At 74.4% G+C, this 25,876-nt stretch carries 21 protein-coding genes and 1 pseudogene; 5 read left to right on the top strand and 17 right to left on the bottom strand.

What is annotated here, in order from left to right:
• Nucleotides 1–22: 22 nt before the first annotated feature.
• The 3 genes from OG946_RS34970 to OG946_RS34960 form a co-directional block, all read right to left on the bottom strand.
• Nucleotides 23–811: a hypothetical protein gene (locus OG946_RS34970; RefSeq protein ID WP_326799944.1), complete on the bottom strand. Its 789-nt coding sequence runs from the start codon at nt 809–811 to the stop codon at nt 23–25.
• Between the two features lie 77 nt (nt 812–888).
• Nucleotides 889–2,250 (bottom strand): serine/threonine-protein kinase, encoded by a 1,362-nt coding sequence (locus OG946_RS34965; RefSeq protein WP_326799943.1) that lies wholly within the window; start codon nt 2,248–2,250, stop codon nt 889–891.
• A complete protein-coding gene (locus OG946_RS34960; RefSeq protein ID WP_326799942.1) occupies nt 2,237–4,414 on the bottom strand; it encodes a protein kinase domain-containing protein in 2,178 nt (725 codons plus the stop codon). The genes OG946_RS34965 and OG946_RS34960 overlap by 14 nt, the downstream gene beginning before the upstream one ends.
• 157 nt (nt 4,415–4,571) lie before the next feature.
• Here OG946_RS34960 and OG946_RS34955 point away from each other — a divergent pair, with 157 nt between their 5' ends.
• The gene (locus tag OG946_RS34955; protein ID WP_326799941.1) at nt 4,572–5,060 is read left to right on the top strand and encodes a glutathione peroxidase; all 489 of its coding nucleotides are present in this window, start codon (nt 4,572–4,574) and stop codon (nt 5,058–5,060) included.
• 99 nt (nt 5,061–5,159) lie between these two features.
• Nucleotides 5,160–6,617 carry a hypothetical protein gene (locus tag OG946_RS34950; RefSeq protein ID WP_326799940.1) on the top strand — a complete coding sequence of 486 codons (1,458 nt, stop codon included), beginning with the start codon at nt 5,160–5,162 and terminating at the stop codon, nt 6,615–6,617.
• Between the two features lie 14 nt (nt 6,618–6,631).
• Here the strand turns inward: OG946_RS34950 and OG946_RS34945 are convergent, their stop codons facing one another.
• Nucleotides 6,632–7,849 (bottom strand): MFS transporter, encoded by a 1,218-nt coding sequence (locus tag OG946_RS34945; RefSeq protein ID WP_326799939.1) that lies wholly within the window; start codon nt 7,847–7,849, stop codon nt 6,632–6,634.
• A complete protein-coding gene (locus OG946_RS34940) occupies nt 7,846–9,105 on the bottom strand; it encodes an ATP-grasp domain-containing protein (protein WP_326799938.1) in 1,260 nt (419 codons plus the stop codon). Before OG946_RS34940 ends, OG946_RS34945 begins: the two co-directional genes overlap by 4 nt.
• Before the next feature lie 100 nt (nt 9,106–9,205).
• On the opposite strand from OG946_RS34940, the pseudogene OG946_RS34935 reads away from it, so the two are divergent.
• Nucleotides 9,206–10,151, top strand: a pseudogene (locus OG946_RS34935) (helix-turn-helix transcriptional regulator).
• 254 nt (nt 10,152–10,405) lie between these two features.
• On the opposite strand, the gene OG946_RS34930 reads toward OG946_RS34935, so the two are convergent.
• The 5 genes from OG946_RS34930 to OG946_RS34910 all read right to left on the bottom strand — a co-directional run bounded on the left by OG946_RS34930 (nt 10,406) and on the right by OG946_RS34910 (nt 14,275).
• Nucleotides 10,406–11,449 carry a serine hydrolase domain-containing protein gene (locus tag OG946_RS34930; protein WP_326799937.1) on the bottom strand — a complete coding sequence of 348 codons (1,044 nt, stop codon included), beginning with the start codon at nt 11,447–11,449 and terminating at the stop codon, nt 10,406–10,408.
• Nucleotides 11,450–11,464: 15 nt separating this feature from the next.
• The gene (locus OG946_RS34925; RefSeq protein WP_326799936.1) at nt 11,465–12,385 is read right to left on the bottom strand and encodes a DUF6895 family protein; all 921 of its coding nucleotides are present in this window, start codon (nt 12,383–12,385) and stop codon (nt 11,465–11,467) included.
• Nucleotides 12,382–13,143, bottom strand: a complete 762-nt coding sequence (locus OG946_RS34920; protein ID WP_326799935.1) for a hypothetical protein — start codon at nt 13,141–13,143, stop codon at nt 12,382–12,384. The genes OG946_RS34925 and OG946_RS34920 overlap by 4 nt, the downstream gene beginning before the upstream one ends.
• 63 nt (nt 13,144–13,206) lie before the next feature.
• On the bottom strand, nt 13,207–13,389 hold the full coding sequence (locus OG946_RS34915; protein WP_326799934.1) for a hypothetical protein: 183 nt from the start codon (nt 13,387–13,389) through the stop codon (nt 13,207–13,209).
• Between the two features lie 232 nt (nt 13,390–13,621).
• On the bottom strand, nt 13,622–14,275 hold the full coding sequence (locus tag OG946_RS34910) for a class I SAM-dependent methyltransferase (RefSeq protein ID WP_326799933.1): 654 nt from the start codon (nt 14,273–14,275) through the stop codon (nt 13,622–13,624).
• Nucleotides 14,276–14,854: 579 nt separating this feature from the next.
• Here OG946_RS34910 and OG946_RS34905 point away from each other — a divergent pair.
• Nucleotides 14,855–15,448 (top strand): VOC family protein, encoded by a 594-nt coding sequence (locus OG946_RS34905; protein ID WP_326799932.1) that lies wholly within the window; start codon nt 14,855–14,857, stop codon nt 15,446–15,448.
• A gap of 170 nt (nt 15,449–15,618) precedes the next feature.
• Here OG946_RS34905 and OG946_RS34900 read toward each other — a convergent pair whose 3' ends face one another.
• The 6 genes from OG946_RS34900 to OG946_RS34875 all read right to left on the bottom strand — a co-directional run bounded on the left by OG946_RS34900 (nt 15,619) and on the right by OG946_RS34875 (nt 23,399).
• Nucleotides 15,619–16,707, bottom strand: coding sequence for an acyl-CoA dehydrogenase family protein (locus OG946_RS34900; RefSeq protein WP_326799931.1), 1,089 nt, complete (start codon nt 16,705–16,707; stop codon nt 15,619–15,621).
• A complete protein-coding gene (locus OG946_RS34895; RefSeq protein WP_326799930.1) occupies nt 16,707–17,642 on the bottom strand; it encodes a VOC family protein in 936 nt (311 codons plus the stop codon). Before OG946_RS34895 ends, OG946_RS34900 begins: the two co-directional genes overlap by 1 nt.
• A gap of 41 nt (nt 17,643–17,683) precedes the next feature.
• Nucleotides 17,684–18,427, bottom strand: a complete 744-nt coding sequence (locus OG946_RS34890; protein ID WP_326799929.1) for an enoyl-CoA hydratase/isomerase family protein — start codon at nt 18,425–18,427, stop codon at nt 17,684–17,686.
• 22 nt (nt 18,428–18,449) lie between these two features.
• Nucleotides 18,450–19,703, bottom strand: a complete 1,254-nt coding sequence (locus tag OG946_RS34885; RefSeq protein WP_326799928.1) for an acyl-CoA dehydrogenase family protein — start codon at nt 19,701–19,703, stop codon at nt 18,450–18,452.
• Nucleotides 19,700–21,289 carry an AMP-binding protein gene (locus OG946_RS34880; RefSeq protein ID WP_326799927.1) on the bottom strand — a complete coding sequence of 530 codons (1,590 nt, stop codon included), beginning with the start codon at nt 21,287–21,289 and terminating at the stop codon, nt 19,700–19,702. The genes OG946_RS34885 and OG946_RS34880 overlap by 4 nt, the downstream gene beginning before the upstream one ends.
• Nucleotides 21,290–21,560: 271 nt before the next feature.
• Nucleotides 21,561–23,399: a serine/threonine-protein kinase gene (locus OG946_RS34875; protein ID WP_326799926.1), complete on the bottom strand. Its 1,839-nt coding sequence runs from the start codon at nt 23,397–23,399 to the stop codon at nt 21,561–21,563.
• A 331-nt stretch (nt 23,400–23,730) separates the two neighbouring features.
• Between OG946_RS34875 and OG946_RS34870 the strand changes: the two genes are divergently transcribed.
• Entirely contained in the window at nt 23,731–24,168 is a 438-nt protein-coding gene (locus OG946_RS34870; RefSeq protein ID WP_326799925.1) for a hypothetical protein, read from the top strand.
• A 334-nt stretch (nt 24,169–24,502) separates the two neighbouring features.
• Here OG946_RS34870 and OG946_RS34865 read toward each other — a convergent pair whose 3' ends face one another.
• Nucleotides 24,503–25,873 carry a sensor histidine kinase gene (locus OG946_RS34865; protein ID WP_326799924.1) on the bottom strand — a complete coding sequence of 457 codons (1,371 nt, stop codon included), beginning with the start codon at nt 25,871–25,873 and terminating at the stop codon, nt 24,503–24,505.
• Nucleotides 25,874–25,876: the final 3 nt, after the last annotated feature.

The following is a 25,876-nucleotide window of genomic DNA, read 5'->3' as shown; positions in this document are numbered from 1 at the left end:
CCCGTCCGAGGGCCCCGCGGGTTCACGGCCCCAGCAGCGACAGGTCGTCCTTCGTGATCGTCGCGGTCTCCAGCAGGTCGGTGATGAGGTTGTGGTTGAGCGCGTTGCCCACCGGCGGCGGCACCTCCTTCGCCAGCAGCCCGTGCACCCCCTTGCGGCTGAGCTTCCGCCGCACGCCCGAGACGAGGTGCGCGGTCGTCTTCTCCGTCCAGTTGCGGTGCGGTTCGCGCCGCTTCAGCTCGTCCGCGACCTGGGCCCAGGTCAGCGGGTGCGGCTGCGGGTCGCCCTGCAAATAGCGCTGGGCGAGGCAGACGATCACGAGCCGCTCGTCGTCCTCGAGGTCGCGCTCGTCGCTGAGGGTCGACTCCTCCTGCAGGGTCGGGCCACCGGCCGCGCCGCCGGGCCTGGCCGCGGAGATCCGTACCTCGAGCAGGTGGTCCTGGCGGGGCGAGACGACGAACAGCGGGGTGTAGCCGGCGGGCAGGAACGCCTGGTCGCCGCGGTGCACCAGCCGGGAGTCGGGGAAACGGATGGGCCGCTTCCCGGTGTTGGTCAGGACCCAGCGCGCGTACTGGCGGGTCAGGATCCCCTGCCGGCGGCTGACGTGCTGGTCGCCGCCGCCGACGCAGACGTGCACCTCCGGCTCGTTGCGCCCGAACACCACCGTGAAGCCCGCGTCGGGCGCCACGCTCATGCCGCCGTTCGCACCGAGCACGAACAGCGTCTCCGGCTGCGGCGGCACGTCGGCGGGCGGCAACCCGCGGCTGAGGCTGCCGACTTCCTTCGGCAACAGAATGATCTTGCTCGCCATGGCGGGTGCCCCCTTCTCCGGGTAACTGCGCCTCACCGTAACCATGCCCGCCCCGGAGGGGTCCCGAGCCCGGGAGACTAGGCGTTCGAGTCGGCGGGCGGGGCGCCCCAGGCGATTTCGCCGCCGGCGTTGACGCTGTGCGGGCCGGGACCGCGCATGGCGGCGGGGAGGCCGGGGTTCGGCGAGCGCTGGGACATCCTCTCAACGCCGTCGACGTGGATCTCGTAGGTGACCTCGCCGTAGTGGGACAGGTCGATGCTCCAGGCGGCCTTGCCCTTCTCCCGGGGGACCTCGACGGTCTTGCGCCAGGGCAGCGCGACGTCCTTGAGCGTGACGGGCTCGCGGTTGACGGCGTACGTCATCTCCTCGACGGGTCCGTCGCCGGTCAGGGCGATCTCGACCGGGACCGGCTCGGGCGGCGGCGGCGCGGGTTCGGGTTTCCGGGCGGGCGGGGCGGAGTCCTCCGCCGCGGGGCGGGCGTTGTCCCGCGTCCCGGGCTGCGGGTCGTCCTCGCGCAGGCTGAGCAGGACGACGGCGCCGGCGCCGGCCGCGAGGGCCGCAGCGCCGCCGAGGAGCAGGCGGCGGCGCGGGGAACCGGCCGGTGCCAGTGGCGGGTTGGCGGCCTCGCCGGCGTGCGCGTCGATCGCCGCGAGGACCGGCGCGGGCAGCCAGGCGGCGCCGGGCGGCGGGGCGCCGGGGTCCGCGGCGAGGCGGGCGCCGAGCGCGGCGGGCGTGGGGCGTTCCGACGGCTCCAGGCGGCGGCAGTCGGCGATCAGTTCGCGCAGGGCGGCGTCGTCCCCGGGGCCGGGCGGGTCGCCGGAGTCGCTGCCGCCGCGGGCGCAGGCGTACGCGAGGGTGGAGCCGAGCGAGTACACGTCGGTGGCCGGCCCGACCACGGCGCCCGCGACCTGCTCGGGCGACATGAAGCCGGGGGTGCCGGCGACTTCCGCGGGCTGTGCCGCGGCGGCGATGCCGAAGTCGACGAGCCTCGGCCCGTCGGCGGTCAGCAGCACGTTGGCGGGCTTGACGTCGCGGTGGACCACCCCGGCGCGGTGCACCGCGACCAGCGCCTCCGCGAGCCCGGCGGCCAGCCGGCGTACCGAATGGGCGGGCAGCGGCCCGAACCGCTCCACCGCCTCGTGCAGCGACACGGACGGCACGAATTCCGTCGCCATCCACGGCACCCGGCCGCCGGGGTCGGCCGCGACGACCGGCGGGCTGTGCACGCCGCCCGCGGCGGCGGTGGCCGCGACCTCCCGTACGAAGTGGTCCCGCGCCTCAGGACGTCCGGCCCGTTCGGCGTGCACGACCTTCACGGCCACCAGCCGCCCGCCGCGGGAGCGGCCGAGGTAGACGACGGCCGTGGCGCCGGCGCCCAGGCGCGCCAGGATGCGGTGTCCGCCCAGGGAGCGGGGGTCGTCGTGCTCAAGGGGCTCCACTCGTGCCTCCGTTCGGCCGGCGTGCGGTGGGGGGTCTGAGTGCTTGTACGTACCCGTCCGGGAGGGCGGCGAAGACCAGCCCGGCGGGGCCGGCGGCGACGGCGTGGACGTACTCGGCGCCGTCGTACGTCCACAGGACGTCTCCGCCGGCCGGGTCCAGAGCGTACAGCCGCGGGCGGCCGCCCGTGGTGCCGTCTTCGGCGACGCTCCCCCAGACGTGCACGGCACCGCCGGCGAGGCCGGCGAACTCCGCGTCCGGCAACGACCAGTCGGGGTCTCCGGTGTCCGCGTGCCACGCGTGGAACCGGCGGTCCTCGGTGAGGTAGAGCATGCCGTCGCCGGCGGCGTGGACGGTGCTGGGGTACTCCAGTTCCTTCTCCCAGGCGACGGCTCCGTCCGCCGCGGCGAGGGCGACGAGGCGGAGGTAGGCGTCGCAGACGAAGACGAGGCCGTCCGCGGCGAGCACGGCGGTGGAGTTCTCGGACGGGTGGCTCCAGCGCTTCCCGCCACCGGCGGCGTCGAGCGCGTGGACCTCCTCGCCGTCGTCGGCGACCACGAACCCGGAGCCGGTGGCGAAGGAGAAGGCGGTGGTCCCGTCGGACCAGCGCTCGTCGCCGCTGCGGCTGTCCAGCGCGACGATGCCTCCGGTGCCGAGGTAGGTGAGGCCGTCGGCGGCGGCCACGGCGTGGAAGATGCCGAACTCCTCCGCGTACGTCCAGCGTTCGCCGCCCGAGGCGGGGTCGAGGGCCAGGACGCGCGGGGTCTCGGCCCCCCGCGGACCGACGAGGTAGGCGGCGCCGTCGCCGGTGACGAACCCCCCGTCGCCGCCGGAGCCCCAGCGGCGGCGCCACAACTCGTCGCCGGTACGGGGATCGAGGGCCTGCACGCCGCCCTTCTCACCGCCGTGGGCGAACACCACGCCGTCGGCGACGTCGAGGCCGGTGGTGCTCTCACCGCGGTAGCGGGCCCGTACCCGCCAGACCTCCGCCGCCTCGGCGGGCGGCGCGGCCCTGGCACCGGAGTCCGTGCGCGGGCGGCGGTCGCCGGAGGGCGGGGAGTCGTCGAACGCGTCCAGCAGCGGGCGCGCGAGGGCCCCGGCTCCGGCGACCCCCGCGGCGGTCAGCGCGACGAGCAGGGCGCGGCGGCGGGGCCGCGGCGCGCCGCGGGACTCGCCCTCCTCCGCCGCCTCCCCCACCTCCCCCGTGCCGGTCGCGGCCGTCTCGGCGAACGGGTCCGCGGTCGCCTCCCCGGGCCGTACCGCCCCGGCCGCGCCTCCTCCCGGCCACGGCGCGCGGGCGCTGCGGGCGTCGATCTCCTCGGCGAGCGCGGCGGGCAGCCAGCGCGTGCCGTGCACGCTCTCCGCGGGCTCCCCCAGCAGATCGAGCACCGCCGCCGCGGCCGGCCTGCGGCGCGGCTCCGCGCGCAGGCAGGCTGCGACGACGCTCCGCAGTCTGCGGTCCGTCACGCCCGCGAGGTCGGCCTGCCCGCGCTGGATGCGCTGCAGCGTGTCGATCCGGTTGCCCGCGTCGAACGGCGCCCTGCCCGCGGTCGCGTACGCGAGCACCGAGCCGAGGGCGAACACGTCGGCAGGCGGCCCGGCCCGGCCCCCGGCGGCCTGCTCCGGCGACATGAACCCGGGCGTGCCGATCAGCGCGCCGTCCTGGGTGAGGGTCGCGGAGTCCTCGGGGCGGGCGATGCCGAAGTCGATGACGCGCGGGCCGCCGGGCGTGAGCATGATGTTGCCGGGCTTGAAGTCGCGGTGCACGAGACCGGCGCCGTGGATCCCGGCCAGCGCCTCCGCGAGCGCCGCGGCGAGCAGCCGCACCACGGCGGCGGGCAGCGCGCCGAAGGTCCCGACGGCCTCGTCCAGGGAGAGCCCCGGCAGATACGCGGTCGCCAGCCACGGCGGGTCCGCGTCCGGGTCGGCGTCGACGAGCGGTGCGGTGTACGCGCCCGTGACCCTGCGGGCGGCGGCGACCTCGCGGCGGAAGCGGGCGCGGTAGCGGCCGTCGCCGACCAGCCGGGGGCGTACGACCTTGACCGCGACGAGCGTCCCGGCGGGCGAGCGGCCGAGATAGACGACGCCCATCCCGCCGGCGCCGAGCCGCTTCAGCACGCGGTACCCGCCGATCTCCCGCGGGTCGCCCCAGTCCAGCTCCGCCAACGCCCCCTCCCCTCCGCACCAGGACCACCGTGCCGACCAGCCGAAGCGTAGGCCCACCGGGTGCCCTTCCGTTCATCCGCAGATGGCAGACTTGCGGCGGGTGCGGGTGATGCCGTAACCGAGGCGATGACCACACGCGGAGAGGACCTGCTTGCCCATGAGCGTCTACGACGTCGAGCTGCGCACCCTGGCCGGCGAACCCGCCTCGCTGGGGCAATTCCGGGGCACCGCGGTGCTCGCCGTCAACATGGCGTCGAAGTGCAGTCTCACGCCCCAGTACGCGGGCCTGGAGAAGCTGCACGCGCAGTACGCGGCCCGCGGGTTCGCGGTCGCCGGGTTCCCGTGCAACCAGTTCGGCGGCCAGGAGCCGGGCACGGCCGAGGAGATCGCGACGTTCTGCTCGGCGACGTACGGCGTGACCTTCCCGATGTTCGAGAAGATCGAGGTCAACGGCCCGGACCGGCACCCCCTCTACCGGGAGCTGGTGCAGACGCCGGACGCGGACGGCGCGGCGGGCGACATCCAGTGGAACTTCGAGAAGTTCCTGCTCGACCCGGAGGGCAGGCCGGTCGCCCGGTTCCGTCCGCGGACCACGCCGGACGACGCCGCGCTGATCGCGGCCGTCGAGGCCGTCCTGCCGCGCTGACGGAGCCTCCCGTACGCGGGCGGCGGATTGCCAACGAACGTGCAACGATCGCCCGTTCGGCTGGCCGACCGCCGTTCGCGCGCTGCGACAGTGGCGCACATGATCCGTCGCGCTACGCTCCCCGCGCTCGTCCTGTGCCCCCTGCTCGTCCTCACCGCCTGCGGTGAGGACGAGGCGGGCGGCGGGCCGTCCCCCACGGCGGACGGCGCGCCGGAGCCCGGCGTGCCCGCGCCTCCGGCCGCGAGCCGGGCCCCGGCGCCCGGCGACGGCTCGAAGGACCCCGACGACATCAACGGCGACGGGCACCGCGACCTCCTCGTGCCCGTCTTCCTCGGCGACGACCCGCAGAACGCAGAGGAGCGCGTCGCCGTCGTCTACGGCTCGGCGGACGGCCTGGACCCGGAGACCCGTACCGTCTACGGACGCCGCGACCTCGGCCTGCCCGCCCTGCCCGCCGACTTCCCCGCGCCGGACCTCCTCCGCGCGGCCGACGTGACCACCGCCGACCTGGACGACGACGGCTTCCCCGACTTCGTGACGACCTCCTCCGAGACCGCCGAGCGCCAGGAGGACCTGATGGGGAAGCCGGAGACGCCGTACGTGACCTTCGGCGGCCCGGAACAGCCCGCCGCGAAGCCCGAGGCGGTGCCGCTGCGGCTGCCCGGCGTGGCCGGCGTGGAGCCTGGCTCGCTGGTGCGCGGGGACTTCGACGCCGACGGCCACCACGACCTGGCGGTGCCGGAGCGGGCCACCCCGGGCGCGAGACTGGTCGTGATGTACGGCCCGTTCAGCCGGGCGGGCGAGCCCGCGCGCACCGACACGAGCCTGCCGTACGAAGAAGGCACGCTCTCCGCCGACGGGATCGACCCCACCGGCGAGCCGCGCGCGACCGCGCTGCTGCTGCAGGGGCTCAGCGACGGCGGGCAGGACCCGAACACGCTCTACCCGACGCGCCCCGGCACCGGACTGACCGGCGAGGCCCGCGAGTTGACCGCCGGCAGCGGTTTCGCCTTCGGGGACTTCGACGGCGACGGACAGCGCGACGTCGCCGTGGGCGACGACGGCGGCCGCAACAACGAGCCCGGATACGAGACGGAGGCGCCGGAGGTCGACGGCAAGGCCACGCTCTACCCCGGCAGCGGCGACGAGCCCGTCGTCCTCGACCTGCCCGAGCCGCCGGCAGGCGAGGACTCGTACTACGGCCCCGGCGGCTTCGCCGCCGCCGACCCGGACGGCGACGGCCGCGACGCACTGCTCGTCGCGACGTACGACGGCGCCGTGCTCCTCGACGGCGACGAGCGCACGCCCGTGCTGCGCGAGGGCCCGGCGCGGACCGCGGACGGCAAGCGGACGAAGGCGAAGGACCGCAACGCCCGGCCGGTGGGCGCCGCGGACTTCGACGGGGACGGCGGCGACGAGCTGATCCTCAACTGGGCGCCCGACCCGCTCTTCGCGCTCTACGGGGAGAAGCCCGCGTACTGGTGGATCACCGAGGGCGCGACGGACCGCGACGCGGTGACGTTCGCCACGACGGAGTTCGCGCCCCGCCGCTCCTGAGACCGGCGGGGGCGTCAGCCGGCCGGGGCACGGCGGCGCGGCAGGCAGAGGTACGCGGACAGCGCCCCGGCGGCGGGGACCAGGCTCCACAGCGCCCAGGGCCCGACGGCGTACGCGGCGCCGCCGAGGAGCGGCCCGGCACCGGTGCCCACGGTGTACGCGGCGCCGTGCAGGCCCTGGTAGCGGCCGGTCATGTGCGGCGGGGTCAGGCCGCCGAGGTACGCGTACGCGACGGAGCTGGTGATCATCTCCCCGCACGTCCACACCACGACTGTCGCCGCCAGCAGGGTCATGTCCGTCATCAGCCCGGTGAGCGCGAGCCCGGCGCCGACGAGGAGGTTCCCGGCGGCGAGGACGTACTCCGGCCGGTAGCGGGCGACCGCGCCGGTCGCGGGCAGTTCCAGGGCCAGCACCAGCAGGCCGTTCAGCCCGATGAGGAGGCCGAAGTCGCGGGCGCCGAGCCCCGCGTCGGTGACGTGCAGGGGCAGGCCGACGGTGGACTGGATGTAGACGAACTCGGCGACCGCGGTCATCAGCAGGAAGCGCAGCAGGGTGCGGTCGGCGAGCGCCCGGCGGTATCCGGCGGCCCGTTCGGCCGGCCGGTCCTCCGCCGCCCGCGGGCGGGGCGCGTCGCGCAGCAGCGCCGCCACGACCACGCCGAAGAGCAGGCAGGCGGCGGCGTTGCCGAGGAAGAGCTGCGTGTACGAGGCGCCGGCCAGCACGCCGCCGACGACCCCGCCGAGCGCCGCGCCGGTGTTCATCGCGGCCCGGAACACGCCGAAGGCGGCGAGGCGTTGCCGGTTGGTCGTCACGGAGTCGAGCAGCGCCGCGGCGGCGGCCGGGCGGTAGACGTGCGAGGTGACGCCGATGAGCCCGACGACGGCGACGATGGCCGACAGCGGTCCGAGGTACGGCACGGCGGCCGTCAGTCCCGCGGTGGTGACGCCGGACAGCACGATGGTCCAGCGGCGGCCGAGGGTGTCGGCGAGGTAGCCGCCGAGGGTGTTGCCGAGCACGTTGCCGAGGCCGGAGACGCCGAGCACGAGGCCCGCGGCGCCGGCGGAGTGACCGCGCTCGGTGAGGTAGAGCACGATGAACACGGGCAGGAAGTTGCCGACCCGGTTGACCAGGATGCCGAGGCTCACGATCCACACCCGGCCGGGCAGGCCGCGCAGGGCGTCGCGGAACGGCTGCTCGGCGGCGTCCGGCCGGCCCGGCGGGGCGGCGGTCACGGGGCGGGCTCGGTGCGTATCCGGACCGCGGCGGCCAGGCGGCGGGCGTGGGCGGCGGCCTCGGCGGCGGTGGCGCCGCGGGTGAGGACGTGGCCGGCCTTGTCCTCGTTCCAGGTCAGCGGGGACACGACGGCGCCGGGCCGCACGCCGAGCCGGAGTTCGACGCAGGCGGGGTCGGCGCGCACCTCGTCGGCGCCGGTAACCGCCACCACGCGGCCGGGTTCCGGGGTGAGGAACCGTACGGCCGCACCGCCCCGCGGCTCGGGCGCGGCGGTCAGAGGCGCGAGGACGCCGAGCCCGGCGGCCAGGGCGTGGCTCTCCATGTCGACGCCGTAGGCGATCTCGGTCAGCTCGTTGATACGGTCGCCGCCGACGCGGTTGTGGGACTCGACGATCCGCGGGCCGCGGGAGGTCAGCTTGACCTCGGTGTGCCCGGGGCCGTTGCGCAGCCCGACCGCGTCGAGGAAATCCGTGACGAGCCGCGTGACGTCGCGCAGCGTGCCGGGCGCGACCGCGCTGGGCTGCGCGTGGCCGATCTCCACGAAGCCGACGCCGCCGGTCTCCTTGTCGGTCACCGCGACCACCACGTGCCGGCCGTCGAAACTCAGGGTCTCCACGCTGATCTCCGGCCCTTCGAGGTACTCCTCCATCAGGAACTCCTCGAACGAACCGGCGTCGGAGAGGTCGCGCGCGGTCCAGTCGCCGTCGAGCGCCCGGAAGCGGTCGGCGACGGTGTCGGCCGCGGCCCGGTCCCGTACGTGGAACACGCCCAGGCTGCCGGACTCGCGGACCGGCTTGACGATGACCGGCAGCCCGTGGGCCGCGGTGAACTCGCGGACGTCGGCCGCCGACCGGCCGACCGCGGCGGCCACCGGGCTCACCCCGCGCTCCGCCAGGCGCCGGCGCATCCGCCCTTTGTCGAGCAGCAGCTCCACGGTCTCGACGGACTCGCCGCCCAGCCCGAGCGCCTCGTTGATCCGCGCCGCGGGCAGCAGCCCCAGCTCGAACAGCGACACCGCCGCCCGTACCGGATACGCCGCGTGCAGCGCCCGCACCAGCGGCAGGAGCCGATCGGTGTCGGCGTAGTCGAGCAGCAGCGCCTGGTCGACGTACGGCCAGTGGCCGCTGCCGTACGCGTCCGGGTACTGGACGTGCACGACGTCCAGGCCGAGCGCCCGGGCCTTGCGCACCTGCGCGAGCCTGCCGCCGACGACGAGTACACGGGGGCGTGCGGCGGCGGACCGTGGGATGTCCATGATCGGTTTCCCTGCTTCCTGGGGTGGGACGCCCGACACGCTACGACCGGTTCCGGACAATCCACTTCCGGAATACGCAAAGGCCGCCTAACCTGCCCTGATGCCGACCGACCTCAGCCCCACCGCGCGGGCCCTGCGCACGATGGAGATCCTCCGCGCCCGCCCCGGCGCGACCGCGGACGAACTCGCCGTGGAGCTGGGCGTCACCGAGCGGGCGGCGCGCCGGTACGTCGGGATCCTCCGGGAGGCCGGGGTCCCGGTGGAGTCGGCCCGCGGCCCGTACGGCGGCTACCGGCTGGGGCGCGGCGCGCGGCTGCCGCCGGTGGTCTTCACCGAGGCCCAGGCCCTGGCGCTGGTCATGGCGGCGCTGGACGACGCGGACGAGCTGGTGGGCAAGGCGCTGGACAAGGTGATCCGGGTGCTGCCCGGAGCACGTCGGCCGGCAGGCGGCCACGCTGCGGGACCACGCCGCGGCCGCCCCCGACCCGAACTCGGCCCGCCCCGACCCGGCGACGACCGGCGCGCTGGTCGCGGCGTGCGCGGAGCGGACGAGTGTGCGGGTCACGTACCGCAGCGAGGCGGGACGGGAGTCGGAGGGGCTGGTCGACCCGTGGGCGGTGGTCGTACGCCACGGGCGCTGGTATCTGCTGTGCCGCTCCCACCGCGCGGACGCGATCCGCACGTACCGCGTCGACCGCATCGGCGAGGTCCAGCGGACGACCCGCGCCTTCGCCCCGCCCGACGGCCTCGACCCGGTCTCGGTGCTGGAGGAGAACCTCGGCGCGGGCTGGGAGTACCCGACCCGGGTGGCATTCGACGCCCCGGCGGCGGAGGTCGCGCGCTGGGTGCGGCCGCCGATGGGCCGCCTGGAGGCGGCGGGCGACGGCTGCGTGCTGGTCGGCAGCACGAGCGCGCCGACGATGTACGCGCGGGACTGGCTGGCCCGGATGCCGTTCGCGTTCCGCGTCGAGGGCGGACCGGAGCTGCGCGCGGCGGTCGCGGCGCTGGCGGCGCGGCTGACGGAGGCGGCGGAGACGGAGGCGTAGCAGGAGTCACGTCAGCGCGCCGACGACGAGGGCGAGCAGGGCGGTCGCCACGGTGAGGGTCGCGCCGAAGGCGGCCCAGACCTGTCGCCCTCCGACCGGGCCCGCTGGCCCCTGGACGCCGCCTACCTCAGCCTCGACCTCGCCCCCCGCACACCGCCGTCACCGACGGCGGCGCCATGGCCGCGGGCACGGGCCACCGCATCGAGCACTTCCCCCCGAAGGCACCGTCACCCGCACTACACGCCCCCGCAGCGTCATTTGGCCTCTCCGAGCGCCAGCGCCCGCAGCAGCAGGTACGCCGACTGGACGAATCGGCTACGTAACGTGACCCCCGAGTTGGTCAGGGCCACCACGCACACCTCCCGTTCCGGGCTCAGACCCACGAACGCCGTGCAGCCGCGGGTCGCGCCGCTGTGGAAGTACAGCGTCGCCCCCGCCAGGGTGCGGACGCTCCACGCCAGGCCCGACTTCTCCTCGTCCCCCGCCGGCAGTTCACGGATCCGTACGACCTCCGCCAGCGGAATCCGCAGCGACCGCGGCGCGTCCGAGCCCTCCGGGTCGAGGTGCGCGCGGAGGAAGCGGATCAGGTCATGGGCGCTGGAGCGCACCGCCCCCGCGCCGGGGAGGGCCGGGATGGCCCAGGGCGGGCGGCGGCGGCCGTGCCAGTAGCCGACGGCGTAGGCGGGGTCCGGGGCGGCCGGGGCCGCGGTGCCGGTGTCGGTGAGGTCCAGCGGGTCGAGGACGCGCTCGCGGAGCATCGATCCGTAGTCCGTCCCTGCGCCGTCGGACAGCAGCCGGCCGAGCAGGCCGATGCCGAGGTTGGAGTAGCGCATGAGGGTGCCGGGCGGGTGGTGCACGATGGCGCGGCCGAGCGCGGGCAGCAGCATGTCGGGGGTGAACGACCGGTACGGGTTGGCGAACCAGGACGGCAGCCCCTTGAGCAGCAGCCCGGGCGGGAGCCGGGGCAGGCCGGAGGTGTGGGTCGCCAGGTGCTCGTAGGTGATGGCCCTGCCGTGGCCGCGCGGGAGGGCGGCGTACGGGAGCCGTTCCGCGATCCGCCCCGTCAGGCTGACCTCGCCCCGCGCGGCGGTGTCGGCGAGCAGCAGCCCGGTGAAGGTCTTGGTCACCGAGCCGACTTCGAAGCGCGTGCGGTCGGTGACCGAGGCGGTGCCATTACGGTCGATGCCGCCGCGGCACAGCGCGCGGTACGTGCCCGTCGCGAAGACCGCGACGACGACCGCCGCCCGCGGTTCCGCGGCGGCGGCCACCGCTTTGAGGGGTTGGTCGCGGAAGTTCACGTCGCCGCCGCCCGGCTAGGCGCCCAGGCGCGAGAGCACGAGAGACGCGGCAGCCGTGGCGACCACTGCGGTGTGGTAGTGGTCGTCGAACCGCCCGTCCTCGCCGGCCACCTCGGTCCGCCCGTCGCGCGGGAGCAGCCCGTCGTCGTGCTGCGCGGCGGCCAGCCGCCGCCAGGCGGCCGGTTCGAAGGACGGCTCGGGCATGCAGGCGTCGACGATGAGGAGTTCGGCGACGAGGTCCCACTCCTCGATCTCCAGCCACACGTCCGTCCACACCGGCAGCCAGGTCGCCAGATAGTCGCGCAGGCGGGGCGGCAGGGCCTGCGGTTGCGCGCCCCAGTCGGTGAGATGGAAGACGGTGTGGGTCACGTGGTATGCCGTCATCCAGTCCATGGTCCACGCCTCGGGCGTCGTCCCGAGCCAGGTGGCCGCGGTGCGCGCGGTCCAGTCGGTGCGGTCGGCGGGGCCGATGATCCGGGTCGCGTTGGCCACCGCCATGCGGCGGTTGGGCAGGTGCTCGTACTCGCGGTACGACGTGAGGGACGTCAGGTGGGCGAGCAGCGCCTGCAGCGGCTCGTGCCGGTGGCCGGCGCGGTGGAAGTGGACGTACGTCTCCAGCGGGTCGGTCATGGCGGGGAACCGCAACTGCCGCTCGTAGAGCAGGTCGCCGCGGCGGAGTTGGTCCCAGGCGAAGTCGAGGAGCTCGCCCGCCGCGTCGCGCTCGGCGTCGGGGAGCGAGGCGTCGCGCATCACCAGGGACGCGGCCAGTGCCAGCTCGGCCAGCGGCTTGTAGACGCTGTCGGGCTCGGCCAGCTCGGCTGTCGCGCCGTCGGCGAACGTGCCCAGCGCGCGGTTGCGGTGCAGCCAGCCCAGCGCCCCGGTGCCCAGCCGCAGCGCCGCGGTATGCACCGGATCCACCGGCCCCGGGGCGGTCACCGCAGGCCCCCTTCGGGCCCGGCCAGGAGTCTTCCGGCGATGGCGAGGTCGAGTGCCGTACGGGCGCTGGGGGCGCCCCACAGGCGCAGGTGCTCCAGCGCCGTCGGGACGTCGAGGGCGGGCGAGGCGCCGCGGCTCTGGGCCAGGGCGAGCCAGCGTACGAGCCGGGCCGCGGTGGGGTAGTCGCGGCGCATCAGGGAGCGGACGGCGCCCTGGCTGAGCGCGCGGACGTGCAGACAGGCCCGCTGCTGGTAGGGCCCGTCCACCTCCGGAAGCGCCAGCGGGGCGAGCCGCGCCATGCGCTGCGACCGCTCCTTCCACGTCAGCTCGGTGCCCTCGGCGTCCTCGACGATCCCGGCGATCTCGACCACCTCGGTGATCGCGGCGCGCTCGGAGTCCTCCTCCGCGTACGGAACGGCCGCCCGGGTCCCGGCCGCGCCGCGGGCGAGCAGCGCGGCGGTGGTGCGGTCGCGCCAGCGGGCCTCGGTGCTGTCCCCGGGGCGGGGCGGGAAGACCCGCAGGGCCGATCCCAGGGTCTCCCGGTCGTGCCGCGGCAGCGGCTGGCGGCAGAAGAGCGCCGGCGCGAACAAGTCGGGACCCAGGACGCGCACGGCGGCCAGCGCGGTGGTGTCTGCCGGCCGGTCCGCGTCGGACACCGCCGGCAGCGGAACCTGGGTGCCCCGGAGGGCACCCAGGACGCGCCCGGCCAATTGCTCCACCGCTCGGGCGTAGTCGGCCCCCAGTGCGGCATTCGACATCGGGCGCTCACCTTCTGCTGTCGGTCACAGACGTGATCGTGCGGGTTTCAGGTCCGCGGACCGTTACGAGGGACGCGACTCCTTCGGGACCCTCGGGGACACGAGCCCCAGGAGCAGCAGGACGCCGGTGCCCTGCGGGGTGTACACGGGCGCGTCGCTGAACGGTGCCTCCGGCTCGTCGACCAGCGCCGTGAACGCGGCCCTCTCGGCCACGCCGGCCCGAGCCGGGGTCGTCTGTACGGACATCTTGCCTCCAAGAGTCGTCCCCTCGCGGATCGCGACGGGAGGGAGTGACTGCGCCGCGCCAGTGACGAGCGCGACAGGTGCGGCCGGTGGTCACCCATCCGGCTCACTGCACCAACGTCGGTGTCCCCTCCCCGCCCGCCACTTAGATCCCACGAGGATGGAGACCACACGATGGGTGCTCCCGGAAGCACTGAGGTTTAGCAGGCCGAACGGGCCGCCGGAGGCGGCCCGTTCACACCCTGCCTATCAGGACGTAACGCTCGTCGGCGACCGGCCCGCCCCACAACTGCTCGTCGCCGACGAGGTCTTCGACCCGTACGTCGGCCACCAGCGGCCGCACCGCTCCGGCCAGCGCTTCCGCCCCGACGCCGCCGCTCCACGGCAGCACTCCCGTGCCCGCCCCGTACGGCTCGGCGGCCGGCTCTGCGCCGCCCCAGCGCCCCTCGACCAGCACGAGCACCCCGCCGGGGCGGAGCCGCGCCACCCACTCCCGTAGCGCGGCCTCGGGCTCCGGCAGGGTCCACACCAGATGCCGGGAGAGCACGGCATCGAACTTCTCGTCTCCCGTGGGCGGAACGGAAGCGTCCGCCACGAGCAGCCGGGCCCGCAGCCCCGCCGCCGCCACCTTGGCCCGCGCCTGCCCGACCATCCGCGGCGCCAGGTCCACACCGGTGACCCGGTGCCCGGCGGCGGCCAGCAGACAGGTCAGCGAGCCGGTCCCGCAGCCGGCGTCGAGCACGTCGGCAGCGGGCCGCGCGATCCACGCGTCCAGCCGGGCAGCCCAGGCGGCCCGCGTGGCCCCGTCCCGCAGCCCGTGATCGGGCTCGTCGTCGAAACTGCCTGCCTGACCGTCCCAGTAGGCGCCGATGGCGGCGGAGTTCGTCATACCCGGATCGTCGCACCCGCCACTGACATCGCCGCCGGGCTGCGTGCACCGGCGCACGACAGGCTCACCCGACGGCGCACCCGCACCCCGACCGGCCCTCCTGCCTCCCGGCCACCGGCGGGGCGGGACGATCCCCCCGGGGTCGGCCGGTGGCGGGGCCCATCCACGGCACGCCGCCACGCAAGGTGCCGCGGACGCCCTGCCGGCCGGCGAGGCCCCGGGGTGTGGCGCGAGAGTACCCGGTGAGGGTGACGTCGAGGACGTGGCGATAGGCCGGGCCGAATCCGAAACCCCAGGTCAAGGCGCTGGTGTATGTGACGGCGTTCGGCCAGGACAGGGCGAGAGCGTGACATCGCCGGGTAGCGAGTTCCGCCGCCTGGAAGAACATCCCCTCATGAGCCGTTATAGCCACTCAGGAGCGCCGTGCGCACCGGACACGGTGACCGACCGAGGCCACCGAGAAGGCCGCACGGGCCACCGCCCGCCGAGCCGCCCCCTCGCCCGCAGGGGGGCCGCGGCTGCGCCCCCGGAGAGGGAGCCGCTCCCCGCCCACCGACCCAGAAAGCGCAGATCATGGACATGAGACTCGAAGTCGTCGTCATACCCGTCGCCGACGTCGACCGGGCCAAGGACTTCTACCTCGCGCTGGGGTGGCGCCTCGACGCCGACGTCACCCCGGACGCGCGCTTCCGGGCCGTGCAGGTGACTCCGCCGGGCTCGTCCGCTTCCGTCGTCTTCGGCACCTCCGTGACGTCCCAGGCGCCGGGCTCGGCGCAGGGCCTGCACCTGGTCGTCGACGACATCGGCGCCGCGTACGCCGAGCTGACGCAGCTCGGGGCCGGGCCGAGCGAGGTCTTCCACCACGCCGACACCGACGTCCGGGTTCCCGGGGCGGATCCGGAGCACCGCGGCTACGGCTCGTTCCTCTCGTTCAGCGACCCGGACGGCAACGGCTGGGTCGTCATGGAGATCGCCACGGGGCTCCCCGGACGCGAGGACTCCCCGGCCCGCGACGCGGACGAGGAGCGGGGATCCGAGCGCTACCGGCACCTCCCTCCGCGTATCGCGCTGGACGACACGATCGCCACCCAGCCGGCCACGCCGAGGCACGACCCCGACAGCGGGCGCGACCGTGACCGCGACTTCCTCCTGCACTACGCCGCCGGCGACTGAGCCCCGCCCGCCGAGCCGCCGGAGACGGAGGAAGGGACCTTGCCCACCTACCGGGCTCTCCGCCACGGCGGCGGGACAAACGACATCACCGACACGGCGGGGACGCCGCAGGGTCCTTCCACAACCACGTCGACAGCACGGAGTCGATGGCTGTCGCGGTGATGAGCCGCTCAGGCGGGCCAGCCCAGGTGGTCCGCCACGCGGTCCCAGTGGTGGTCGGGGTCGCCGAAGGCCAGCGCCCACGCCGCCATCTGGCCGGAGAAGAAGTGCAGGTCGTGCTCGTGCGTGAAGCCGATCGCGCCGTGCACCTGGTGGCCGGTGTCGCAGACCCGCCGGCACGCCTCGCTCACCCACGCCTTGGCCATCGGCACCTCCGCGGCGGCGTCCAGCCCCTCCGACAGCCGCCAGATCGCCTCGTACGCCATGAAGCGCGAACTCAGCACGTCGATGGCCATGTTCGCGCAGTGGTGCTGGACCGCCTGGAAGGAGCCGATGGGCCGGCCGAACTGCTCGCGCTCCGCGGCGTACGCGACCGTCAGGTCGAGGACCCGCTGGGCCGCGCCGACCATCGCGGCGCAGGTGGCGGCGGCGCCGTACGCGTCGATCGCCTCGGCGACCTCGCGGCCGGCGGTCAGGGCGCGGTCGCGGGGCACCCTCACCCCGTCGAAGCGGACGTGACACGGCCGGTCGGCGCCGATGGCGTCGAGCCGCTCGCGTACGACGCCGGGCGACGAGGCGTCCACCAGCAGCGCGGGCCCCTCGCCGGGCACGACGAGCAGGTCCCCCGCGGCGTGCGCGTACGGCACGAACTGCGCCGCGCCGTCGAGCACGAAGCCGTCGTCCGACCCGACCGCGGCGATCTCGCCGCCCGTGCCGTCCCAGCGGCCCGGCACGGCGCTCATGACCCGGCCGCGGGCGATCGCCCCGAGCCACCGCGCCTGCTGCGCCTGTGTGCCGAACCGGGCGAGGGGCAGCCCGCAGCACGCCACCGTGGCCAGGAACGGGCTCGGCACCAGGGCGTACCCCATCTCCTCCACGACCAGGCACAGCTCCAGGAACCCGGTGCCGACTCCGCCGTGGGCCTCCGGCAGCGCCAGTCCGGTCCAGCCGAGCTCGACCATCTCCTTCCACAGCGCGGCGGAGTAGCCGGCGGGCTCGTCGGCCACCGCGCGGGCCCCGGCGATCACGCTCCGCGACTCCAGCAGCCCGCGGGCGGTGTCCTTGATCAGCTCCTGGTCCCCGGTGAGTGTCAGGTCCATCAGTCCACCGGCGGGATCTTGTCGGACCGCACCCACACGCCGGGCCGCTCCTCCCAGAAGAGCTGCACGAGCACTCCTCCGGTGTGCTTGGGGTGGATGAACGTGTCGCGCCAGGCGGCGCCGTCGGTGCTGCCCTCGTTCTCGCCGAACGTCGGCACGCCGTGGTGCGCGCAGGCCGCCGCCGCCCGGTCCCAGTCGGCGACCTCGAACGTCACGTGGTGCGCGGCGGCGCCGTTCCTGTCCCAGAACCGCTCGATGAACGAGTCCTCGCCGCGCGGCATGATGACCTCCCAGCAGATCGTCGATCCGGGGATGTTCAGCACGAGGTCCGCCATGTCCGGGTGCTCGTCCTCGGGCGTCCGCCAGACCTGCACGAAGCCGGCGAGCCGCTCGTACCAGCGGGCCAGCTCGTCTCGGTCGGGAAACGCCTGGCAGACGTGGTCGAGGGCGGCGATGCCGAGCGAGGGCGCGTCCGGGGGCTCGGCGGTCACCGGTACGGCGGGACCGTCGCCGCACAGGGCGAGACCGCCGGGACCGCGCAGCCGGAACAGCACGCCGGGGCCGCGCTCGGGCGGCGACAGCGACGCCTCCAGCCAGCCGCCGGCCCCGCCGGCCGCCGGCTTGACGCCGAGCGCCTCCAGTTCGGCGCGTACGGCATCGAGGTCGGGGACCTCCGCGGCGACGTGGTGCAGCCCCGGGCGGCCGCCCTGGCCGTCGAGGAACTCCTGGATCGCGGACCGCTCGCCGGCCGGCGCCAGCACCTCCCAGGTGTGCCCCGGGTTCCCGGGCAGCTCAAGCCGTACGCCGCGGCAGCCCTCCGCGGGGTTGTCCCAGCTTCGCGTGCGGCGGAACCCGAACAGGCCCTCCAGCAGCGCCACCTGCGGCTCCAGCTCCGGCGCGACCTGGCCGATGTGGTCGATCCGGTAAATCCGCACAGATCCTCCTCGCTCGTTTCGACTCTCGGGCCGGGCAGCGCTCAGCTCGGGTGCGGTTCGATCCAGTCGTACTCGTTGGTGACCAGTTCCTTGACGAGGCGCAGGTTGTACCGGTTCATCGCCGCGATCCGTTCGGCCAGTTCGCCGACCCGCTTGTCGAACTCGTCCGCCGGATACACGTCGTTGACCAGGCCGATCCGCTGCGCCCGCGCGGCGTCGAGCCGGACGCCGGTGAAGAGCAGCTCCTTGGCCATCGCCTTGCCGACCCGGCGCGGGAGCCGCTTGACGCCGCCCCAGCCGGGCGCGGACCCGCCGAACTCCGGCTGGTCGGGGTCGCCGTCCTCGGTCATCTTCGGCCGGTACGGCGGGCGGGCGGACAGCGTGATCTCGACCAGGCCCATCTTCGCGTCGTCGGAGGCGACGATGAAGTCGGCGGCCAGCGCCAGCTCAAGACCGCCGCCGACGGCGTAGCCGTGCACCGCCGCGACGACCGGGACGGACAGCCGTTCCATCATCGCGAACGTCTTCTCGCCGAGCCGGCCCTGCTCCACCCGCTCCTGCTTGGTGAGCTGCTCCGACCAGCCGAGGTCCATGCCGGCGCAGAACGCCCGCTCGCCGGCCCCCCGCAGCACCACCACGCAGACGTCCTCGTCGTCGTCCACCTCGCTGAAGAACCGGCGGAGTTCGCGCATCGTCGTCGGGGTGAGCGCGTTGAGCTTCTCGGGCCGGTTCAGGGTCAGCCAGGCGACCCGCTCCTCGATCTTCAGGTCGAGGGTCTCGTACATGGAGAGGATTCCTCCTTGGTCGTTATCGGCTGCGAGGCAGGTTCAGGCCCCGGGTGGCGATGACGTCGCGCTGGATCTCCGACGCGCCGCCGAGGAAGGTGGATGCGACGGAGTCGCGCGACATGTGGGTGAAGACGCCGCCGAGCGGGGCGTCGCGGCGCTGCCAGAGCTGGGCGGACCGGCCGAAGGCCGAGGCGCCGGTACGGGCCAGGCGCTGGTGCAGCTCCGCGCCGAAGAGCTGGTTGACCGACGCCTCGTAGCCGGGCACGCCGCCTGCCGCCTGCTTGGACACGGTGTAGCGGGCGAGGTTGTACTGCACCCGGATCTCGGTGTGGCGGCGGGCGATCTCCCGGCGCAGCGCGGCCCTGGTGTCGTCCCTGAGGAACGCGCGGCCCTCGTCGGAGCCGATGTAGCCGACCAGCTCCGACAGCGCCTGCTCGTACTTGATCGTGGCGCCGATGCCGGCCCGTTCGAAGCTCAGCGCGGTCATCGCGACGTACCAGCCGCGGTTCTCCTCGCCGACCCGGTTGGCCGCCGGCACCCGGACGTCCTCGAAGAAGATCTCGCAGAACGGCGTCGCCCCGCGGATGTCGGTGATCGGGCGGATGGTCACCCCGGGAGCGGTCGCGTCGACGAGCAGGAACGTGATGCCGCGGTGCGGCCGCGCCGCCTCCGGATCGGTGCGTACGAGCACGAACAGCCAGTCCGCGTACTGCCCGAGCGAGGTCCACACCTTCTGTCCGTTGACCGTGTACGTGCCGGTGGCCTCGTCGCCTTCGCGGACCGCGCGGGTGCGCAGCGAGGCGAGGTCGGAGCCGGAGCCCGGCTCCGAGAAGCCCTGCGCCCAGGTGACCTCGCCGCGGGCGATCGGCGGCAGGTGCGCGGCGCGCTGCCCGTCGGTGCCGTGCTCCAGGAGCGTCGGGCCGAGCAGGAAGGCGCCGATCCCGTTCACGGTGGGGACGCGGGCGCGCATCATCTCCTCCTGGAGGACGAACTCCTCCAGCGCCGACAGCCCCGCCCCGCCGTACTCGGCCGGCCAGTGCGGCGCGATCCAGCCGCGCTCGGCGAGGACCGCCGCCCAGGCGCGGGCCCCTTCGCGGCGCGCCGGGTCGTCGGAGAGCCGGTCGACCGGCCAGTTGTAGCCCCAGACGTCCTCGGGTTCGAGGCTCTGCTCGGCCTCGGGTTCCGGCACGTAGGCCGGCGGGAAGCGGTCGCGTACGAAGGCGCGCACCTCTTCCCTGAAGGCCGCCTGCTCCGGGGTGTCCGCCCAGTTCACGGCGTCTCCTCCCGGTCCCAGGTGCCGGGGGTGAGGCCGTGGTCGCCCTCGGCCCGCAGCCGGTACTTGGCGACCTTGTCGGTGGGCGTACGCGGCAGGGCGTCGATGAACTCGATGTAGCGCGGGACCATCGAGCGGGGCAGCCGCTCCGCGCAGAACGCCACCAGTTCGGCGGGCTCCAGCGCCGCTCCCGGCTGCAGCACGACCGCCAGCTTGACGTCCTCGTCGCCCAGGTCGGAGGGCACGCCGATGGCGGCCGACTCCAGGATCGACGGGTGCAGGTTGACCTCGCACTCCAGGTCGAAGGCCGAGATGTTCTCGCCGCGGCGCCGGATGGCGTCCTTCATCCGGTCGAGGAAGTAGAAGTAGCCGTCGGCGTCGCGCCACACGCGGTCCCCGGTGTGGAACCACATGTTGCGGAAGCAGTCGGCGGTGGCCTCGGGGGCGCCGTAGTACCCGGTGGTGATCACGAACGGCTGCCTGGGCCGTACGACCAGCTCGCCGGGCTCGTCCGCCCCGACCTCGCGGTCCCACTCGTCGACCACCGCCACCTCGAACCGCTCCTCGTGGGCCTGCCCGCACGACCCGAGCCGCCACTCGCCGTACGGGCTGGCGGTGGCGATCCCGACCTCCGTGCTGGTGTACGTCTCCACCGAGCGGACGCCGAAACGTTCCCACAGCGGCTCGTCGAGGCTCGACTTGCCCATGTAGAAGGTCTCCAGCGGGTGTTCCTTGTCGCGCTCGGTGCGCGGCTGGTTGAGCAGGATCGGGATCATCGAGAAGACGCTCATGGCGACCTGCGCGTCGAACATGCGCACGTCGTCCCAGAACCGCGAGGCGCTGAAGCGCTCGACGATGGCGATGGCCCCGCCGGCGAGCAGCGCCGACATCACGCCGTCCCAGAGCCCGGCGGCGTGGAAGAGTGGCAGCGGGCAGTACGTCGTCTTGCCCCACCGGTCGAGGAAGTCGAGCGAGTCCAGCGCGCAGGTCAGCGCCAGGGCGTGCGGGACCATCGCGCCCTTGGAGGGGCCCGTGGTGCCCGAGGTGTACATGATCGCCTGGAGGTCGCCGAAGCCGACGTCGACGCGGGGCGCCTCCACGCCGTTGGACAGCAGGCTGGACAGCGTCGCGGCGGGCTTGCCGAGCGCGCCGAGCCGGACGTCGGACGCGCCTTCCGTCCGTACGATGAGGCGGCCCAGATCGGGCAGGTGCCGGGCCACCTCCGGGAGTCTGTCGGCGTACGGCGCGTCGATGATCAGCGCCGAGGCGTCGGAGGAGTGCAGGACGTGCCGGAGCAGTTCGCCGCGGTAGCCGACGTTGATCGGCACGGCGACGGCCCCCAGCCGGGCCAGCGCGAAGATCACGTGGATGAAGTCGGCGCAGTTGGGGAGCATCACGCCGACGTGGTCGCCCCGGTCGATGCCCGCGGTGGCCAGCCCCTGGGCCACGCGGTCGGCCATCGAGTCGACCTCGCCGTAGGTGACCTCGCCCTCGCGGAATTTGAGGAAGGTCTCTGTCCGATGGGTTTCGGCCCGCTCTCGGAGTACGTCACCGAGGACGAGGCTCGCCAGCGCTTCGTTCCGCATTCGAACCTCTTGCTTCGCTTTTGGGCGGCACTGATTCGCTTGCGACGGTCGAACTGATATTGACTATCAAGGTCGTTGATATCGGACCACGAAAGAATGCGCCTCGCAAGAGTGCTTGGCGCCGCCCCGCCGGCGCCCGGACCGGCCCGGCAGCCAACTCGGCTCGTAGCGCGGTGTGTTGGGGCCGTACACCGGCGCGTCGGCTCCTTGCGGCGGACAGCGGCGCCCGGCGCGAGGTACGCGCCGGGCGCCGGGGGAAGCGGACTGCGTGCTAGTCGTCCGCCTTGGGCTCCTCCGCGTTGCGCCAGATCGTGAGGTCGAAGGTGACGTACGACGCGTCACCCGACTCCCGCTTGCCGCGATACGTCGCCACCGCGATATGGCCGGCGTCGCTGAGCACGCAGAACTGCGAGCCGTCGCCGACCTGGTCGAGGGTGATCCTCTCGGTGTAGCGGGTCTCCGTACGGCAGGTCTCCAGGGAGCCCTTCTCCGAGTTGTTCAGCAGGATGAACTTCCCGTTGTCTGTGCCGATCCAGGAGTCCGTGAAGAGGGTGTCGACGTAGTAGTACAAGTCCTGGCCGCTGTAGACCACGTCCCCTTCCGCCGGCCGCGGGGGGTTGTCGGCGAGGTTGAGGGAGTAGTTCTGGGTCACGTCGACGCCGGTGTACGTGGCCGGCTTCGGATCCGTCCGCTCCTTCTCCTTCTCCCCACCCGAGGCCGCGCCCTCACCCGAACTGTGCGAGCCGCCGCCGGTGCTGTTGCTAGCGGGCGCCTTGCTCTCGTTGTCCTTGTCGGAGCCGTCGGGCAGCAGCGAGCCGATGATTCCGAGGACCACGAGCGCCCCCACCACCGAGGCGGCGACGATCAGCCCGGTCCGCTTCTTCTTGGGCGGCTGCGGGGCCGCGTAGGGCATACGGGCACCCGGCGGCGGGGGGCGGTAGCCGGGCGGGGGCGTGCGGTAGCCGGGCGGGGGCGCGGGCTGCATCGGGTGCCCGGGCGGTGGCGGCGCTCCGGGAACCCCCGGCGCGCTCTGCGTCGGCGCGGCGGCGGTCGGGGAGAACGCGGCCTGCGGGTGCATCTGGCCCGGCGCCGGTGCCGGATGCTGCGGTGCGAACTGGGTCGGCGGGTGCTGCGGCGCGGCCTGCGTCGGGGTCGGCGCGGCGGTCGGCTGGGGCGGCGGGGTCTTCGCCGGTTCCGGCAACTGCAGCCGCTCGGTGATCGAGCCGACGACCGACTGGGGCAGCCAGTCTTCGCCCTGGCGCAGCGGTTCCGGCGAGATCTCGTGGCACTGCTCGATGATCTCCGTCAGGCTCGGCCGGTCGTCCGGGTCGCGCGTCAGACAGCGCGTCACCAGGGGCAGCAGCTCTGCGGGCACCCGGCTGAGATCGGGGTCCTCGTGCACGATCCGGTAGAGCACCGCGTGCGAGGGCCCTTCGCCGTAGGCGGGTGAGCCGATCGCCGCGTACGCCGCGATCTGGCCGAGGGCGAAGATGTCCGTCGCCTTGCTGATCGTCCCCGCCGCCGCCTGCTCCGGCGCCATGAACGACGGAGTGCCCACGCTGACCCCGGTGCCGGTCAGCGCGGTGGTCTCCGCGGCGCGCGCGATGCCGAAGTCGATCACGCGCGGGCCGTCGGAGGCGAGCAGCACGTTGGCGGGCTTGAGGTCGCGGTGGACGATGCCCGCGCCGTGGATGACGTGCAGCGCCTCGGCGACGCCGACGGACAGCAGCAGCACACTGCGCAGCGGCAGCGCGCCGTGCTGCGCCACGGCGTGCGCGAGCGAGGGACCCGGCACGTACGCCGTGGCCAGCCAGGGCTGCGGCCCCTCGGTGTCGGAGTCGATGACCGGCGCGGTGTACAGGCCCTGCACCCGCTGCGCGGCCTGGACCTCCCGCTGGAAGCGCCGCCGGAACTCGGGGTCCTCGCTGAACTCGGGCCGGATCACCTTGATCGCGATGGGCCGGCCGCCGGGTGTGTAGGAGAGGTACACCTTGCCCATCCCGCCCGTGCCGAGCACGGCGGCGAGCCGGTAACCGCCGACGACGGCCGGGTCGCTCTGCTCAAGCGGCCGGAAAAGGTTCGCCGAAGGTCCACTGGTCATGGTGATCATCCTCTGTTCACGGCAGTCGAATTCCTGCCGACACCCCGAAGTCAACGGGAGCGTACCGACTTTCCTTCAATGTCCTCACCGCGTAGGGCAACAACCCTGCAACAACAGGTTCCTTCCCGACCCGCGGAGGCCCTCAAGGAGGGAATCGCGGCCCTCCCTCGTCCGGGCCCGGCCCTCGCCGGAGGGGCCGGGGCGGGGCTCGTCAGCGGCCGGCCGTCGGCTCCGGTTCACGAGCCGGCGTGGCCTGCGTCTCCGCGTCCCTGCCTGCCGGCCCGCCGGGATGGGTACGCATACTCATGCCCGTATCCCGCGCGCGGCGCACCATGGCTTCATGAGGCAGCTCTCTGCCATCGCGGCCGCGGGTCTCGTACTGGCCTGCCCGGTCTGGGTGTGGTGGGTCGTCGGTCAGTTGGACGCGGACTTCGACGACCTGGACTACTACATCCGGCCGCCGGAGCTGCCCCCGGGACTGGAGCCGGCGCTCGGGATCAGCGGGATGGCCGTCGCCGTCCTCTGCGCGCTGGTGCTGCTGGTCGCCACCTCTCTGGAGTGGCTCGACCGGCGGTGGCGGCAGGTGATCGGGCCGCTGGTCCTCGCCGGGATCGGCACCGGGTACGGCTGGCGGATCCTCACCGCCGGTGGCATCGGCGCCAACCTCGGCGCCGGGCTCGTGACGCTCTTCGGGGTGCCGACGCTGGTCGCGACGCTCGTGTCGGCGCTGGTGCGGAGCATTCTGCTCGTACGGCAGGCGCGCAGGCGCCGGAGCTGACCCCGCGGCCCCGGGAGGGCTCGGGGACTCACGGGCGGGTTCGGCTGCCGCCGGTCCGGAGGCCCGCGCATGCGCAACCGCCGCGTCCTCGACGAGAACTTCGCCGCGGAAGGTGCCACCGCCTCCCCCGCCGTCGAGTCCGACACCGTCGCCGGCCTGTACGCGCACCTCGCCGCCGGCCCGTGGTCCCGGCGCCCACTCGTACGCGGTCAACGAGACCACCGCCTGAGCCTCCTGCCTCCCCGGCCGCCGCCCCGCGCGGGCCGGCCCGGACCACGCGGTCCCGGCCGGCCCGCTGAACGTTCCCCTTCCCCCTTGCGCGCCGCAGTCCCGTTCAGTGCCCCGCAGCCGTCCCCGGCCCGGCGGCGGGGAGCCGGCCGACGGCGTGTGCGCCCCGCGGCGCGTCGGTGAAGTGCAGGGTGCCGCCGTGGTGGTCAGCGATCTCCCGGGCGATGGCCAGCCCGAGGCCGGCTCCGCCGGACCTGCGGGCACGCGCGTCCTCCAGCCGGCTGAACCGCTCGAAGACCCGCTCCCGGTCGGCCGCCGGTATCCCGGGGCCGTCGTCGCGTACGTCGACCCGGACCGTCGCGACGCCCTCGCGCCGCTCGGTGCCGACGGCCACCTCGATCTCCTTGTCGGCGTAGCGGCAGGCGTTGCTCAGCACGTTCCGCAGCATGCGCTCCAGTTGGCTGCCGATACCCGTCACCCACACCGGCGGTCCCGACGCGCCGAGGCGGATCTCCAGCGGGCGCGAACGGCGCAGATGGCGGTGCTCCTCGACCAGGTCGTGGGCGAGGTCGGTGAGGTTGACGGGCTCGCGGGGGACGGCCGCGGTGCCGTCCAGCCGGGCCAGCAGCAGCAGGTCCTCGCTGAGGCCCTGCAGCCGCTCCAACTCGTGCAGGGCGCTGCGTACGGCGGTCGGCCAGTCGACCTGCTCCGGGTGCGCGAGCAGCGATTCGAGCGACGCCCGCACCGCCGCCACCGGGCTGCGCAGCTCGTGCGACGCGTCGCCGATGAACTGCTGCTGGAGTTCGGTCGAGCGCTCCAGGCGTACCAGGATCGCGTTCGTGGTCAGCGCCAGCCGGGTCAGCTCGTCACCGCTCCTCGGTACGGGCACGCGCCGGTCCAGCGAGCGGAGGGTGATGTCCTCCAGCTCCCGGCGGATGGCGTCCACGGGACGCAGCGCCTGTCCGGCCGTCACCCAGGCGACGGTGCCGATCACGACGGCGGTGGCCTGCGCCAGGTAGAGCAGCTCCCCTTGGAACTCGGCCGGGCCCCAGCCGAGGGTCCCGCCGTTGACCTCCGCCATCTTGGACGTGATCACGAGCACGGCGCAGAAGCCGATCAGCGTCCCGAGGTACGCGACGAGGGCGAACCGGGCCCGCAGGGGCACTCCCCGGCCGTGGGGCATCGCGAACAACCAGGCCGCGACGCCGGCGGTGACGCCGAGGAGAGGTGCGGCGAAGACGGGGGTCTCGACGACCGACAGGACGGATCTGTTCGTGCCGAAGGCGAAGTAGCCGTCGAGCGGACTGCCGAGGCTGCCGCGCACGGCGAACTCGACGGCTATGATCCCGCCCGCCGCGACGGCGCCCCGCAGCCGCGGCCACGGGGAGCTGCCCCCTCCCGCCGCCCAGGCGGCGAACGCCACGAGGACCACCCCCGGCAGCCCGCCGTTGCGCAGCAGCGGGGGGACGAAGAGCACCGC

Source organism: Streptomyces sp. NBC_01808, assembly GCF_035917395.1.
Lineage (GTDB): Bacteria > Actinomycetota > Actinomycetes > Streptomycetales > Streptomycetaceae > Streptomyces.
This window is presented reverse-complemented; position numbering and strand designations above follow the sequence as displayed.

Bases quoted from the DNA above. Each gene is read 5' to 3' on its own strand.
- OG946_RS34870 (WP_326799925.1), top strand. From the start codon at position 23,731: ATGAGGCAGCTCTCTGCCATCGCGGCCGCGGGTCTCGTACTGGCCTGC.
- OG946_RS34900 (WP_326799931.1), bottom strand. From the start codon at position 16,707: ATGGACCTGACACTCACCGGGGACCAGGAGCTGATCAAGGACACCGCC.
- OG946_RS34915 (WP_326799934.1), bottom strand. From the start codon at position 13,389: ATGTCCGTACAGACGACCCCGGCTCGGGCCGGCGTGGCCGAGAGGGCC.
- OG946_RS34880 (WP_326799927.1), bottom strand. From the start codon at position 21,289: ATGCGGAACGAAGCGCTGGCGAGCCTCGTCCTCGGTGACGTACTCCGA.
- OG946_RS34890 (WP_326799929.1), bottom strand. From the start codon at position 18,427: ATGTACGAGACCCTCGACCTGAAGATCGAGGAGCGGGTCGCCTGGCTG.
- OG946_RS34955 (WP_326799941.1), top strand. From the start codon at position 4,572: ATGAGCGTCTACGACGTCGAGCTGCGCACCCTGGCCGGCGAACCCGCC.
- OG946_RS34910 (WP_326799933.1), bottom strand. From the start codon at position 14,275: ATGACGAACTCCGCCGCCATCGGCGCCTACTGGGACGGTCAGGCAGGC.
- OG946_RS34905 (WP_326799932.1), top strand. From the start codon at position 14,855: ATGAGACTCGAAGTCGTCGTCATACCCGTCGCCGACGTCGACCGGGCC.
- OG946_RS34950 (WP_326799940.1), top strand. From the start codon at position 5,160: ATGATCCGTCGCGCTACGCTCCCCGCGCTCGTCCTGTGCCCCCTGCTC.
- OG946_RS34875 (WP_326799926.1), bottom strand. From the start codon at position 23,399: ATGATCACCATGACCAGTGGACCTTCGGCGAACCTTTTCCGGCCGCTT.
- OG946_RS34940 (WP_326799938.1), bottom strand. From the start codon at position 9,105: ATGGACATCCCACGGTCCGCCGCCGCACGCCCCCGTGTACTCGTCGTC.
- OG946_RS34920 (WP_326799935.1), bottom strand. From the start codon at position 13,143: ATGTCGAATGCCGCACTGGGGGCCGACTACGCCCGAGCGGTGGAGCAA.
- OG946_RS34970 (WP_326799944.1), bottom strand. From the start codon at position 811: ATGGCGAGCAAGATCATTCTGTTGCCGAAGGAAGTCGGCAGCCTCAGC.